Here is a 13735-nt window from a genome sequence, read left to right as displayed (position 1 = left end):
CAAGCCGGTTGCGCAAATCATTTGCGCAAATGCTATGCTGCTTCACCATGAGAGTGACCCAAGCCGTGGCTCTGGCCGGCTTGTTGGTTTTGCTGAGCCTGGCTTGTGGCGCTGGGCAGGCCGGTCAATCCAAACCGGGCGCGCTGCGGGTGACGAGCACGCTGACCCAGGTCAGCGCTCTCATCAGGGCTGTCGGTGGCGAACGGGTCCAGCTGACGCCACTGTTGGGGCCGAACACCGATCCCCACCAGTACGAGCTGAAGCCTGAGCAGGTGACCCAGCTGGCGCGCTCGGCCGCCGTCTTCGAGAGCGGGGCCGGAGCCGACAAGTGGCTCGACCGGGGCCTGGCGGCAGCTGGCGAAACCGTGCACGCTGTCGACCTGGCGAAGCACGTGCATCTTCGCTCAGGCAATGCCGGCGAAGGCGGCCAGGACCCGCACTGGTGGTACGACGTGGACAACGCCAAGCTGGCGGCAGCGGCCATCTCAGATGAGCTGACGCGACTGGACCCGGCCGGCCGCGCGACCTATCAGCGCAACGCAGCTGCGCTCAGCGATCGCCTTGACGCGGCCGACCGCCAGATTCACACCAAGCTCGATCCCGTCCCCGCCCCGCGCCGCCTGTTCGTCGCCAACCACGACGCGTTCAACTACTTTCTGCCCCGCTACGGGATCACCCTGGTCGGCGACATAGTCCCGGCCACCGATTCGATAGCTGCTGTAAGACCGGCTGACGTTGCCCGTCTGGTCGCTGCCATAAGGCAGGACCACGTCTGCGCCATCTTCACCGAAACCACCATCGACCCCAATCTGGCAGCTCAGATCGCTCGGGAATCCGGAGCCAGAGTCTTCGCCGGCAAGCTGTACGGTGACGCGTTGGGAGAGCCGGGCAGCCCGGGCGGGACGCTGGAGGGCGCACTCAGCCACAACGGCGCCGTGATGGCTGAGGGGTTCAGCAGCTGTTGACCGAGCCGCCCGCCGTCTATCTGGAGAGGGTGAGCGCCCGCTACGGCAGCCTGCTGGCGCTTCAGGATGCAACCGCCAGCGCACCCGCCGGCAGCTTCGTCTGCCTGGTCGGGCTGAATGGAGCCGGCAAGAGCACTCTCTTGAAGGCAGTCGTGGGCATCGTGACCGTCAGCGGCCGCGTCGCCGTGGCCGGGCTCGAGGGCTCGGGCCGCCGGCGACTGCTGGCCTATGTGCCCCAGCGGGAGGACATCAACTGGACCTTCCCCGCCAGCGTGCTCGACGTGGTGCTGATGGGGCGCCAGGCTTCGCTGCGCCGCATTGGCTGGACGGCAGCCACTGACCGTGAGGCGGCGCTCGGTGGGCTTGAGCAGGTGGGCCTGGCCGAGCTGCGGGAGCGTTCGATCGGTGAGCTCAGCGGGGGCCAGCAGCAGCGGGTGATGCTGGCCCGGGCGCTCTTCTCGCAGGCGCCGGTGCTGCTGCTGGACGAGCCGCTCTCCGGGGTCGATCCAGCCAGCCAGGACGGCGTCCTCCGCTTGCTCCACGCGTTCTGCAGCCGGGGCGGGACCGTTCTGATGGCGACTCACGACGTGGTCGGCTCGGCGCGCATGGCGGACAGGGTCTGGGGTGTGAACGGCACGGTGGTGGCAGACCTACCGGCCGACCGCCTGCTGCGGCGCGACACGCTCGAGCTCATCTACGGTGAACACCTGCTGGTGCTGCCTGACGGCGGCCTGGCGCTGGGGGACCAGGCGCGGTGACGCTGGAGTGGCTCAGTGATCCGTTCCTGCTGGAGGTGCAGCGTCGGGCGCTGGTCCAGGTTCTGCTCAGCGGCGGGCTGGGTGGCGCACTCGGCTGTTATGTGATCTTCCGCCGCCTGGGGTTCATGACTGACGCCCTCTCCCACGCCGTCCTGCCCGGTGTGGTGATCGCCTTTCTGCTCTCGGGCGCCACCGCGATCCTGTACGGCGCCCTCGCAGCGGGCGCGGTCGCGGCGGTCTCGATCGGGCTCATCACCCGCGATCAGCGGATTCAGGAGGACGCGGCCATTGGCGTGGTCCTGACAGGGGCTTTTGCTCTCGGCATCGTGCTCATCTCAACAGTGCACAGCTACGCGACGGCGCTGGAGGACTTCCTCTTCGGCAACGTTCTGCTCGTCAGCCCGGAGGACCTGTGGTTGACGCTCGGGCTCTCCACCGTGGTGGCTTCGGTGCTGCTGATCTTCCACCGCCGCTTCGTGCTCCGCGCGTTCGATCCCGGCTTGGCGGAGGCGATGGGCCTCAGGGGGCTGCTTTTAGACCTGCTGCTCCTGCTGCTCCTGGCGGCGACGGTGGTGGTCTCGCTGCGCGCGATCGGCAACATCCTCGTGGTGGCCTTCCTGATCACCCCCGCCGCCACCGCGCGCCTGCTCACCGTGCGCGTGCCGCGAATGCTGCTGCTGAGCGCCTGCCTTGGCGCGTTCAGTGGTGTGGCAGGCCTCGTCATCGCCTACTACCTGAACGTCTCCAGCGGCAGCCTTATCGTCTGCCTGAGCACTCTGCTGTTTCTGGTAGTGCTGATCTGCGAACCCCGCCGCGGTGCGCTGGCGCGCCGGCTCCGCCCGACCAGGCCGGCCGGCGACCAGCCTCGCTTCCACCACGGCTGACGTTCTTGAGGAGTACGCCACTAACTGGCTCACCGACGCGCTGTCGAGGAGACCTGGTCGGCGATGCGCCTCCGTCCCGCCGACATGGTGGGTAGGTGACAGTCGCCCACTCAGCGCCGAGGCGAAGGTTTGGCTCATCTGATTGCTCGAACCTGTCGTTCTGCCGATAACTTGATCGACGTATTCAGTAGTGCCTGACGATCCGACGCCAGAGCCGGGCTCAAGCCGGCCGTCGCTGTCAATATCGAGATTCAGCGGAGGAAAACATGAGGCTGGTGGCAACTGAGTACCTATCGCTCGATGGCGTTTTCGAGGAGCCGGGCCGCTGGTCGGGGCCATTCTTCGACGACGAAGCTGCACAGTTCAAATGGCAGGAATTGCAGGCGAGCGACGCCCTGCTCCTGGGGCGCAAGACCTACGACGGTTTCGCGGCCGCCTGGCCTGCCATGAAGGACGAGGCCGGTTTCGCGGACAGGATGAACAGCATGCCCAAGTACGTGGTCTCGGCGACCGCTGAGAAGCTTGAATGGCAAGGCTCGCAGCTGCTCAGGGGACATCTCGCGGAGGAGGTGCGCAAGTTGAAGGCGGAGCCAGGGCAGGACATCCTTCTGTCCGGCAGTGCGCAGCTGTTCAATGCTCTTGGACAAGAGAATCTGATCGACCTCTACCGCTTGATGCTGCACCCAATTGTGCTGGGTGAGGGCCAGCGGCTGTTCGCGGCCGATGTTGACCGGAGAGCCTTAGAGCTGACGCACACCCGGACCTTCAGATCCGGCATCGTCATCCTTGAGTACCGGCCGGCCAGCCGATCCTAGGTCAGGCTGCTCTGACAGACGCCGGTGGCCGACGTGTCCACCGAGGCCCCAGCAATCCGCTACTCACCTTCGGCGGCGGCAGCTACGCCTCCTGCCAGCCCGCCATGAAGGACAGCAGCAGTTTGTCGAAGGCCGCTTCGGCGTCGATCAGCAGGCCTGTTGCTTCAGCCGTGTCCAGGCGGCGGCGCCGGGCGATGACTGCGAGCTCCTCCAGGAATGGTGCCCGGTAGCGGAGGAACATCTCGATCCCTTCACCCAACGAGGCGCCCAGCCCGGCCGCGATGACTCCGTACTCGACCGCATGGGCTGCCGCCTCGTGCAGACTGGCCAAGGCCACCGGCGGGGAGTCCGCGTCCAGGTGGTTCAGCAGCAGCTCCACCATCCGCCGGCCGCGTTCGCGGAAGCGCTCTCGCTCGGACTCGGGCAGCAGCGCCAGAATCGGCAGCGGGCTTCCTTCGGCGTCCAGCCGGCGCCTGTAAGCATCGGCCATGCGATCGAGGGAACTGCCGAGATCCGCAAGCTGCGGGCGCCGAAGCCGCGGCGCGGGCAGCAGCTCCGTCAGCACTGACCGCTGGAAACGGCGGTGTCCGCCGGGAGTGACAAAGCTCTTGACTTGGCCTCTGTCGGCCCACCGCCGCAGCGTCTGCTGACTGATACCCAGCTGCCGGGCCGCCTCGCCCAAGCTGACCCAGCTGTCCGCCGATTGTGCGTCGAGGTCGTCGTCAGGCGCGGGCGGCTCGCTCACGTCTCGTCAGCATAGAAGGCCATGGCCAGTTCTCCGCTAGGTTCTCGGGCCTTTTCCGCGCTGCGTTACACCGCCCCAGATCCGGCCCCTGCAATCTGGAGCGGGGGTTGACCAGTTGGCAGAATGGTGCCGTGAGCGCGCATCATTCCCAGCCTCACAGCTCGGCCGAGGCGCTACAACAACTAGTCCGAGCCCTCATCGAGCAGCTCGGCGAGGACGTCGGACGCGAGGGGCTGCGGGGAACGCCTGAGCGGGCGGCCGACTCGCTCACCTACCTGACCGGTGGCTATGGCGCTGACCTGGAGGACCTGCTCGGAGACGCGCTGTTCGAGCAGCAGTACGACGAGATGGTCCTGGTCAAGAATGTGCAGTTCTACAGCCTCTGTGAGCATCATCTGCTGCCTTTCTTTGGAGCCGCGCATGTCGCCTACCTGCCGCGCGGCAAAGTGCTGGGCCTGAGCAAGGTTCCTCGCGTGGTCGACGTCTTCGCTCGCCGCCTGCAGCTGCAGGAGCGGATGACGCGGGAGATCGCCGAAGCGCTGCTGCAGCTCACCGAGGCCAAGGGCGTCGGGGTGGTGATTGAGGCTCGCCACCTCTGCATGGAGATGCGCGGGGTGGAGAAGGTCGGCGGTCAGACGGTGACCTCCTGCATGCTTGGCGTCTTCCGCTCTGACGCTCGCACCCGGGGCGAGTTTCTGAACCTCATCAGCCGCTAAGTGGAAGCAGGGGCACTACCGGCCGGGCGTTCGGCGCAGAGCCTGCAGAAAGCCTGGATCGCGCGCCAGCGTGGCCTCGGTGGCTGAGCGTCCCAGTTCCTGCAGCTCACGTGGCAGCCGTGCCGGCCGACCGTCGCTTTCGCGCACCCACACCCACTCGGTCAGCACCTCAGCCAGGGCCTCACCATCGGCCACCCGACGGATCTCCGTCTGGCGCACACCGCGGCTGCCGCGCAGATAGATCACCCGAACAGTCAGCTCGACCACATCGCCGAACTGGGCAGGTCGGTGGTGAGTGATCAGGCTGCGATGAACCAGCCACCAGCCGCCCTGCGCCCGGCTCCAGGCACGGCCGTAGCCGGCGAGTTCGGCATGCTCCATCGCCATCTGCTCGGCCCAGTTGAGGTAGACGGCGTTGTTGACGTGGCCGTTGCTGTCGAGCTCATAGTTTCGCACCGGCCAGCGCGTGGTGTAGCAGGCGAAGTCAGCGCTCACGGCGGCTCCAGGTTAGCCGCCGGGCAGCTTCGCTCCCGGGATCAGCGTGACGATGAGGGCGATGGCTGCCGCGCCCATGGCGGCGGTGGCGGCCCAGCACAGCGCCTGGCTCAGCCGACCGCTGACGTGCTGCTTCATGTATTTGCGGTCTGCTCCCAGCAGTGTGATCAGCACCAGCAGCGGCGGCGCTACCAAACCGTTGAGCACGGCTGTGTAGAAGAGGGCCTTGATCGGATCGATGTGCAGGAAGTTCATGAACGCTCCGGTCACAACTGCGGCGACCATGATGCCGTAGAAGGTGGGCCGGTAGCGCGGCTTCACCGCCAGCGAACCCCGCCAGCCCATGAACTCCTTCAGGGCATACGCGGCGGAGCCGCTGAGGATGGGAATGGCGAGCAGCCCGGTGCCGATCATGCCCAGGGCAAAGGCGACAAAGGCAAAGGAGCCGAGAAAGGGCTCGAGCGCGGAGGCCGCCTGATCGGCGGACTGGATGTCAGTCTTGCCGTGCGCGTGAAGCACGGCGCCTGAGGTCAGGATGATGAAGTACATGACGATCTGCGAAAAGGCCATGCCGATGAAGATGTCGGTCCGGGCGGCCCGCAGTTCGCTGGCCTTGAGCCGGCTGCGCCGCACCTCAGTGGTCGGTTCCGCCGCACTCATCTCATCCACTTCCGCCGAGGCCTGCCAGAAGAACAGATAGGGCGAAATGGTGGTGCCAAGAACCGCCACGACGCCCATCACGAAGTTCTGCGAGAACTCCAGATGTGGGATCACCGTCGCCTTGACAACCTGCAGAAGGTCGGGGTGCGCAACGAAGCCGGTGACTATGTAGGCGAAAAGCGAAAGCGTCAGCCACTTGAACACGCGGAATATCCATTGAAAGCTGACGAACAGCTGGAGTACTGCGACCAAGGCTGCCACCGGCACCACGAACAGAATCGCAGGAACTCGCTGCCTCGTCAGCTGGGAGGCACCGCTCGCCACAGCACCCAGGTCGGCGCCCACGTTGATGGTGTTCGCTATCAGCAGCGCCGCGATGCAGACGCCCACCAGCGCGGTGGGAAACTTCTTGCGCAACGAAGTGGCAAGCCCCACGCCTGTCTGCAGAGCGATCCGGCCGCAGACCTCCTGCACAGCCGCCATCATCGGAAAGGTGAAGGGCGCCAGCCAGAGCATCCCGAAGCCGAACTGGCTGCCAACCTGCGAGTAGGTGCCGATGCCGCTGGGATCGTCGTCACTGGCGCCGGTGATGAGGCCGGGGCCCAACAGCTGGAGGACGCCCAGCGGACCGCGCTTCCTTGCTTCCTCGAAGGTGCTGCGCCCTGCCGGGGGCGCGCCTGTGCTCGGCGCCTCCGGATCGATTCCGCCCTTGAGCACCTCCAGCGGCGCAGGCTCGACGTCGGCTCCTATTGGGAGCCATTCGAGCACTGGGTCTTGGATCGGTTCCGCCATTTCCTACATGTTATATGCAAGAAACGTGAGTGTCAAACAGTAGGTTTTCTACATCGGAGCGGATCAGCTGTAGCACAGGAAGGCCGGAATGCAAGCGTCACGCCGCAACCCCTGATGGTAGCGGCGACTGGCGGACCGCTGATGGGACGGGCGGCTCAGCCAGAATGCATGAGTGGCAACCGGACCCGGTGGCGCGCTGCAGCTGCGCGGCGATGCAGACGCACCGAGAATGCGGATCGCGAGCGGTGTTCAGGGCCACGGTCGCTCGCTGGCGGCTCTCTGCCGGTCCGCCACCGCGCGGTGAGCGTCCAATCGGGCCGTGAGCTGGGGGCCGAAGCTCGGCGTCTCGCCGAAGTGCCCAGCGGCCGGGCGCCCTGGCGCCACTGGGGGCCCTATCTCAGCGAGAGGGGTTGGGGCACCGTGCGCGAGGACTACAGCCCTGATGGCGATGCCTGGAACTTCTTTCCCCACGACCATGCCCGTTCCCGCAGCTACCGCTGGAATGAAGACGGCCTGGCGGGTATCTGCGACGACCGCCAGACACTCTGCTTGGCTTTCGCCTTCTGGAACGGACGCGATCCGATCCTGAAGGAGCGCCTCTTCGGCCTCACCGGACCCGAAGGCAACCACGGCGAGGACGTCAAGGAGTACTGGTGGTTCCTGGATTCGACCCCCACCCATTCCTGGCTGCGCTGGCGCTACATGTACCCGCAGGCCGAGTTCCCCTACTCCCAGCTTGTCAGCGAGAACGCCCGGCGCAGCAAGCAGGAGCCGGAGTTGGAACTGCTCGACACCGGCGCCTTCGAGGCTGACAACTACTGGGAGATCACCGTCGACTACGCCAAGGCGGCGCCGGAGGAGATCTACGTGCGGCTCACCGCACGCAACCACGGGCCCGCGGCGGCGGAACTGCAGGTGCTGCCCTCGCTTTGGTTTCGCAACACCTGGTCCTGGTCACCGGGGGCGATCAGGCCCCAGCTGCGGGCTGATGGGAGTTGTGTGCTGGCCCAACATCCGGAGCTGGGCCTGCGCCGGCTGATTGGCGAGGGCGACCACGATCTGCTGTTCTGTGAGAACGAGACGAACTTGAAGCGTCTGTGGGGAGCAGCGCCAACCACGCCCTACCCGAAGGACGGCATCAACGATTTCGTCGTTCGCGGCTCGGCGACAGTGAACCCTGGGCTGACCGGGACCAAGGCGGCCTTGCGCTACCGGCTAAATGTCGCCGCCGGCGGCACCGCCACGCTGCGCCTACGGCTTTCGGAGGGCGAGGCTGACTTCGCGGACTTTGAAGCGGTGATGACGCAGCGGGAGGCGGAGGCTGACGAGTTCTACGCTGCGCTCACGCCCCTGCACGCCTCCGCCGACGAGGCCCGCGTCATGCGTCAGGGCTTTGCCGGCCTGCTCTGGTCCAAGCAGTTCTATCACTATGACGTTCGAACCTGGCTCCAGGGGGATCCCAGCCAGCAGCCGCCTCCGGCCAGCCGGCAGAACGGCCGCAATTCGGATTGGCGGCATCTCTTCAACCAGGACGTCATCTCAATGCCTGACCCGTGGGAGTACCCCTGGTACGCCGCCTGGGACCTGGGGTTCCACTGCGTCACTCTGGCCCATGTCGATGCCGAGTTCGCCAAGAGCCAGCTCATCCTGCTCTGCCGCGAGTGGTTCATGCATCCCAACGGCCAGCTCCCTGCCTACGAGTGGTCGTTCAGCGACGTGAACCCGCCTGTCCATGCCTGGGCCGCGTTGCGCGTCTTCGAGATCAGTGGCGGCGACGACTACGACTTTCTGGAACGCATCTTTCACAAGCTGCTCCTGAACTTCACCTGGTGGGTCAACCGAAAGGACAGCGAAGGCAACAACATCTTCGAGGGAGGTTTCCTGGGACTGGACAACATAGGCCCCTTCGACCGCAGTTCGCTGCCGGTGTCAGGCCATCTCGAACAATCGGACGGCACTGCCTGGATGGCCATGTACTGCCTGCACCTCTGGGAGATAGCGCTTCGGCTGGCCGAGCGGGATCGGACGTACGAGGACATGGCCATCAAGTTCTTCGAGCACTTCGTGCTGATCGCCGTCACTCTGAACGACAAGGGTCTCTGGGACGAGGTCGACGGCTTCTACTACGACGTGCTGCGCCGTCCGGACGGCTCGTCGGTGCCGCTGCGCGCGCATTCCATGGTTGGTTTGATCCCGCTTTACGCAGTGACCACACTCGGGCCTGACACGCTGAACCGGCTGCCCAGCTTCGCCCGCGCAATGGATTGGTTCCTTTCTCACCGTCCGGAGGCGGCCGGCGTGGTGGAGCACATGGACGACCCCAACCACGCCGGCTACCGCCTGCTGGCGATAGTCGGGCCCCAGAGCCTGCGCCGCATCCTCGCGCGTGTGCTGGACCCGGCCGAGTTCCTCTCCGACCATGGCGTCCGGGCGCTCTCTCGCTGGCATCGCGAGCATCCCCTCCAGATGGCCGTCGACGGCTTCCAGGCGCAGCTCGACTACGAGCCTGCCGAGTCGACCAGCGGGCTGTTCGGTGGCAACTCCAACTGGCGCGGGCCGGTCTGGTTCCCCGTCAACTACCTACTGATCGAAGCGCTCAAGCGGTATCACCGGTTCCTGGGCTCGGAGTTCAAGGTGGAGTGCCCGACCGGCTCAGGTCGCTGGCTGGCCCTTGACCAGGTGGCTGACGAGCTTGCGGCGCGTCTCGTCGGGCTCTTCCTCAGCGGTCCGGATGGGCGCCGGCCGGTGTTCGGGGGTTATGAGCGGCTGCAGCGAGATCCCGCCTGGCAGAATCTGCTCCTCTTCCACGAGTACTTCGACGGCGACTCCGGCGCGGGCCTGGGGGCGTCCCACCAGACTGGCTGGACCGGCCTCGTCGCCAACCTGATCGCAGATCGACGGCAGCTGGACTGAGACCGGCCGCTCTGTCAGGCGCTGCGGGGACACGGCGAGCGACCAGCAAAGGCGCCGGCTATGGCGGCGTAGCCCCGAGTGTTCGGGTGAAAGCCGTCGGCGCTGAGCCAGTCGGGGTGCTGGGTGGCCATGTCGCCCTGACAGTGGAGATCGATCAGCGCCGCACCGTGCCGAGCTGCGACCCGGGCTATCGCCGCGTTGTAGCCGGCCACGGCGGCCCTGATGGCTTCCGGGTCGGGCGGCGGACCGTTATGGAGCAGGCACCGAGGCCCCTGCTGCGAGCCTAGGCAGTCCCGGTAGGCTGGCAGCCCGTCAAGGACCGGTGTGTTGGCCAGGAGTACTCGGGTGCGGCCGCCCTGGCGGAGGGCGCCGACCAGCTGGTCGAGCTGCTGTTCGTAGGTGTTCGCCGGCACGCCGTGCAGGAGGTCGTTGGTGTTGAGCCACACGGTCGCCAGATCTGGATGCACCGCGAGCGCGTCGGAGAGCTCGGTGCTCAACGCCTGCTCAGTGGTTGCCCCGGCTGAGCCGAAGTTGTAGAAGATGGCCGATTCCGGCAGGTAGTTGCTGTAGAAGACCTGCGGCCAGGCGTCTCGCTCCGGCTGATCAGCGCCCACGCCGACGGTCTCACTGGCGCCCAGCGCGGCGTAGACGTGCGCGTTGAACGAGACCTTCGGTGATGGTGAGTTGGGCGTGGCCGAGCTGCTCTGCAGCCCGCAGGCACAGAGCAGCAGCCCGGCAGCGAAAGCCGGCCAGCGCCCGGCAACTGATCTGAGTGAGACGCTCGTCACAGCTCAGCCATGGCCTCACTCGCAGGCATCTTGGCGGCTCGTAGAGCAGGCACAGCTGCTGCGAGAAGGGCCAGCAGCCAGCTGCCGCCCACCCCGAGCAGGACCACCGCATAAGGCAGGTCCTGGAGTCTCAGCGCCTCGATCGGGATGCCCTGCTGGGTCAGGTATTCACTGACCTTGAGAGCCAGCGCTTGGGCCAGCAAGAGCCCTGCCAAGGTGCCCGCCACACCGCCCAAGAATCCCAGCAAGGTCGCCTCCAGCAGAAACCACCGCACAACGTCGCGGTCTCTGGCTCCGATTGCCTTCAGGACGCCGATCTCGCGGCGCCGCTCCCTCACTGCTGTCAGCAAGGCGTTGGCGATGTTGAGGCCCGCCAGAAGAACTGCTATGGCGCCGATCCCGACCAGCACGATGTCCACGACGTGCAGGTAGCGAAGGACGGCCGCCAGCACATGCTCGGGGGCGCTGGTCGCGAAGCCGATTTGGTCGATTCCCACCCTGACGCCGTGCATGGTGTCGATGCTGTCGGCGATCACAATCAGGGCCGAATAGGGGGAGCGGATGCTGCCCTCGCCGCGCAGACCGGGCGGTGCGGCAGCGCCCGACAGCTCCCACTCGCGCGCTGCAGTTGTCTGCTGCAGCGGGACCAGGAGATCTGCGCCGGCTACGTCCTGAGACACGACGCCGACCACCTTGGCCCGGAACCAGCGAGGCCGGAAAGGAACTTCCGAGCCAGGCGCTTCAACCCGCGGCTCAGCGACCTGGATCGCCTCTCCCACGGCCGCCCCTGGCGGCCTGCCGGGGTGGGTGTGGTCAAGGTATGACTGCGTCACCGCAACCTCAGTCAGCGAGGCGGCCGCCGGGAGCCTGCCGGCCAGCACTGAGACAGGCGAATCGGCGCCCAAACCGAGGTCGGTGCCGGCCATGGTGGCGCCGAACGAATCGCCCGAGGGCGGCACCACCAGCACCGGCGCCGCCTGGATGGGCACGACAGCTCGCACGTTCGGGAGCCGGCGGATCTGGCGGATGGCATCCTGGTTGAGATCCTTGTGGCCGGCCAGCTGGAAGTCGTCGGTCTGCAGCTGCCAGGAGGCCGGCGCATCGTCAGCTACCTTGATCGCGCCCACCGGCAGTCCTTTGCCGAAGTGCTCGACAGCGCGGCTCTCGGCCACCGAAGCGATGCTGCCGAGGGCCACCAGGAGGGCGCTGCCGACGGCGACACCAAGGACTGTCAGGCCGCTTCGCGCTGGACGCCTGAGCAGACTGCTCAGCGCCAGCCTGAATGTCGCCCCCCAGCTCATGCTGCCTCTAACCTCCCCTCTTTGAGGCGCAGAGTGGTGGCGGCCCGAGAGGCGAGCGAGCTGTCGTGCGTCACCACCAACAGGGTGGCGCCGTACTCATGGCGGAGTTGCTCGATGAGATCCATCACCCGCTGAGCGTTCCGCTCATCGAGGTTGCCGGTCGGCTCATCGGCCAGAATGAGTGCCGGGCGGTTGACCATGGCCCGAGCCACAGCCACGCGCTGCCGCTCTCCGCCGCTCAGCCGGCCGGGCAGGTGGCCGGCCCTTTCCAGAAGTCCCACCTGCGCTAGGAGGGCTCGGGCTCGAGCCACCGCTTCGGGCCGCGAGACTCCGTTGATGAGCGCCGCCAGGGCGGCGTTCTCCAAGGCCGTCAAGCTCTCGACAAGACAGTGATGCTGGAACACGAAGCCTATCGTCCGGCTGCGAAACCGCGCCATCTGTTGGGAAGGTAGTCGCCGCAGGTCCTGGCCGGCGACCACCAGCTCGCCACCCTGAGCTCGCTGCAGCCCACCCAGCAGGGCCAGCAGAGTGCTCTTGCCTTCACCAGAATCACCTGTCAGCGCGACGTAGCTGCCTGCCCTGACTTGAAGTTGCACCTCGCTCAGCACCAGGAGAGTGCGTCCGGAGCTCGCGTAGGCATGGCTCAGGCCGCTGACGCTTATCACTTCCCTCTCTTCAGTCGTCGCGCCGGCTGGCCCGCTCGCCATGCTGGGCATGTTAGGAGCGGCCGGCGGGTCGCCTTGCTCAGGAAGTGACAAGGCCATGGCCGACCGGGCCGCCGGTTGATCCGGGTGGCAGGATAGAAGCGCACCCATGGCCCTGATCAGCAAAGCCCGACCGGTCGCTCGCCCTCGCATCACACGCGCCGGCTCACCAGCCGCGAGTTCCGCTTTCGAGTGGGGAGCTGTCGCCGCGGGCGGCTGGCTGATGACAGGCCTGTACCTGGACGGCTGGGCGCATCAGCACTTCCGGGTCGAGACCTTCTTCACACCCTGGCACGCAGTGCTCTATTCAGGCATGGCGGCGGCTGCGGCTCTCTTTGGGCTGACGGCGCTCAGCAACCATTTCAGTGGTTACGCCTGGCGTCGCTCGCTCCCGCCGGGCTACGGCCTCTCCCTGCTGGCTGTGCTCGGATTTGCTCTGGCGGGTGCGCTGGATCTGGCCTGGCACGCGACGTTTGGCTTCGAACGCAGCTTTGCGGCCCTGATCAGCCCTCCTCATCTCCTCCTGGCCGGCTGCGGCCTGGTCGCCGCCGGGGGGCCGCTGCGATCAGCCTGGAATCGGGGCAGGTCGGTGGCCGGCTGGCCGGCGATCTTTGCCGCGACCTACCTCCTCTCCGTGATCAGCTTCTTCAGCCAATTCGTCCACCCCTTCAACGATCCCTACGCGCTGGAGGTTGGTCCGGCTGGAACTGTCTACGCCGCGCAGGCGCTGGGGGAGATCTCCATAGTCTTCCAGTCGGCGGTCCTACTGTCGGCGGTGTTCCTGCTCCTTCGCCGGCTTCAGCTGCCGCCGGGCAGTCTGCTGTTGCTGCTGACTGTAAACAGCTTCGCGATGAGCGCCATGAAGGATCACTTTCGGTTCGCCCTGGTGGGGCTGCTGGCAGGCGTGGTGGGCGAGGTCCTCCTCTTCAGCCTTCGGCCGTGCGCCTCGCGGCCGGGTTCGCTGCGGGTCTTCGGATTCGCCTGGCCGGTGGCGCTCTACGGGCTCTACTTCGGAGCTGTCGACACGCTCGGTGGCACCTGGTGGAGCGTGCCTCTCTGGACCGGCTCGATCTTTTTGGCAGGTGTGGCCGGCCTCCTGGTTTCCTACTGCTTCTTCTCACCGGGCCTGCGCGAGAACGCGCCAGACCCCCAGCGACCGTAGAAAGCTCAAGACGAAACAATTGCGCGAATAGGGGCTC

General features: G+C 66.5%; 13 protein-coding genes. 7 read left to right on the top strand and 6 right to left on the bottom strand.

Going from position 1 to position 13735, the window contains the following annotated elements:
* The first annotated feature begins 47 nt into the window (after positions 1-47).
* From ACR2MZ_RS07710 to ACR2MZ_RS07695, 4 genes are all read left to right on the top strand, one after another.
* A complete protein-coding gene (locus tag ACR2MZ_RS07710) occupies positions 48-965 on the top strand; it encodes a metal ABC transporter substrate-binding protein (protein ID WP_434004483.1) in 918 nt (305 codons plus the stop codon).
* Positions 962-1723 carry a metal ABC transporter ATP-binding protein gene (locus ACR2MZ_RS07705; protein ID WP_434004482.1) on the top strand — a complete coding sequence of 254 codons (762 nt, stop codon included), beginning with the start codon at positions 962-964 and terminating at the stop codon, positions 1721-1723. Before ACR2MZ_RS07710 ends, ACR2MZ_RS07705 begins: the two co-directional genes overlap by 4 nt.
* Positions 1720-2607 (top strand): metal ABC transporter permease, encoded by an 888-nt coding sequence (locus tag ACR2MZ_RS07700; RefSeq protein WP_434004481.1) that lies wholly within the window; start codon positions 1720-1722, stop codon positions 2605-2607. The genes ACR2MZ_RS07705 and ACR2MZ_RS07700 overlap by 4 nt, the downstream gene beginning before the upstream one ends.
* 266 nt (positions 2608-2873) lie before the next feature.
* Positions 2874-3422, top strand: a complete 549-nt coding sequence (locus tag ACR2MZ_RS07695; protein ID WP_434004480.1) for a dihydrofolate reductase family protein — start codon at positions 2874-2876, stop codon at positions 3420-3422.
* 82 nt (positions 3423-3504) lie between these two features.
* Here ACR2MZ_RS07695 and ACR2MZ_RS07690 read toward each other — a convergent pair whose 3' ends face one another.
* Complete coding sequence (locus ACR2MZ_RS07690) at positions 3505-4167, bottom strand: MerR family transcriptional regulator (RefSeq protein ID WP_434004479.1); 663 nt, start codon at positions 4165-4167, stop codon at positions 3505-3507.
* A gap of 131 nt (positions 4168-4298) precedes the next feature.
* Here ACR2MZ_RS07690 and folE point away from each other — a divergent pair, with 131 nt between their 5' ends.
* Complete coding sequence (gene folE, locus ACR2MZ_RS07685; RefSeq protein WP_434004478.1) at positions 4299-4883, top strand: GTP cyclohydrolase I FolE; 585 nt, start codon at positions 4299-4301, stop codon at positions 4881-4883.
* 15 nt (positions 4884-4898) lie between these two features.
* On the opposite strand, the gene ACR2MZ_RS07680 is transcribed toward folE, so the two are convergent.
* Both ACR2MZ_RS07680 and ACR2MZ_RS07675 read right to left on the bottom strand, forming a co-directional pair.
* Positions 4899-5378: an acyl-CoA thioesterase gene (locus ACR2MZ_RS07680; protein WP_434004477.1), complete on the bottom strand. Its 480-nt coding sequence runs from the start codon at positions 5376-5378 to the stop codon at positions 4899-4901.
* A gap of 12 nt (positions 5379-5390) precedes the next feature.
* Positions 5391-6830, bottom strand: a complete 1440-nt coding sequence (locus tag ACR2MZ_RS07675; RefSeq protein ID WP_434004476.1) for an NRAMP family divalent metal transporter — start codon at positions 6828-6830, stop codon at positions 5391-5393.
* 300 nt (positions 6831-7130) lie between these two features.
* Between ACR2MZ_RS07675 and ACR2MZ_RS07670 the strand changes: the two genes are divergently transcribed.
* A complete protein-coding gene (locus ACR2MZ_RS07670; protein ID WP_434004475.1) occupies positions 7131-9743 on the top strand; it encodes an MGH1-like glycoside hydrolase domain-containing protein in 2613 nt (870 codons plus the stop codon).
* Between the two features lie 14 nt (positions 9744-9757).
* Here the strand turns inward: ACR2MZ_RS07670 and ACR2MZ_RS07665 are convergent, their stop codons facing one another.
* Genes ACR2MZ_RS07665 through ACR2MZ_RS07655 form a run of 3 tightly spaced genes read right to left on the bottom strand, consistent with a single transcriptional unit; the run spans position 9758 to position 12539 of the window.
* On the bottom strand, positions 9758-10531 hold the full coding sequence (locus ACR2MZ_RS07665) for an SGNH/GDSL hydrolase family protein (RefSeq protein ID WP_434004474.1): 774 nt from the start codon (positions 10529-10531) through the stop codon (positions 9758-9760).
* Positions 10528-11832, bottom strand: coding sequence for an ABC transporter permease (locus ACR2MZ_RS07660; protein WP_434004473.1), 1305 nt, complete (start codon positions 11830-11832; stop codon positions 10528-10530). The genes ACR2MZ_RS07665 and ACR2MZ_RS07660 overlap by 4 nt, the downstream gene beginning before the upstream one ends.
* On the bottom strand, positions 11829-12539 hold the full coding sequence (locus ACR2MZ_RS07655) for an ABC transporter ATP-binding protein (protein ID WP_434004472.1): 711 nt from the start codon (positions 12537-12539) through the stop codon (positions 11829-11831). Before ACR2MZ_RS07655 ends, ACR2MZ_RS07660 begins: the two co-directional genes overlap by 4 nt.
* Before the next feature lie 106 nt (positions 12540-12645).
* Here ACR2MZ_RS07655 and ACR2MZ_RS07650 point away from each other — a divergent pair, with 106 nt between their 5' ends.
* Positions 12646-13698 (top strand): hypothetical protein, encoded by a 1053-nt coding sequence (locus ACR2MZ_RS07650; protein ID WP_434004471.1) that lies wholly within the window; start codon positions 12646-12648, stop codon positions 13696-13698.
* The last annotated feature ends 37 nt before the right edge of the window (positions 13699-13735 follow it).

This window comes from Candidatus Dormiibacter sp. (assembly GCF_050999135.1).
GTDB lineage: Bacteria > Chloroflexota > Dormibacteria > Dormibacterales > Dormibacteraceae > Dormiibacter > Dormiibacter spiritus.
Note: the sequence above shows the minus strand (reverse complement) of the source record. Positions and strands in the feature narration are given on the sequence as shown.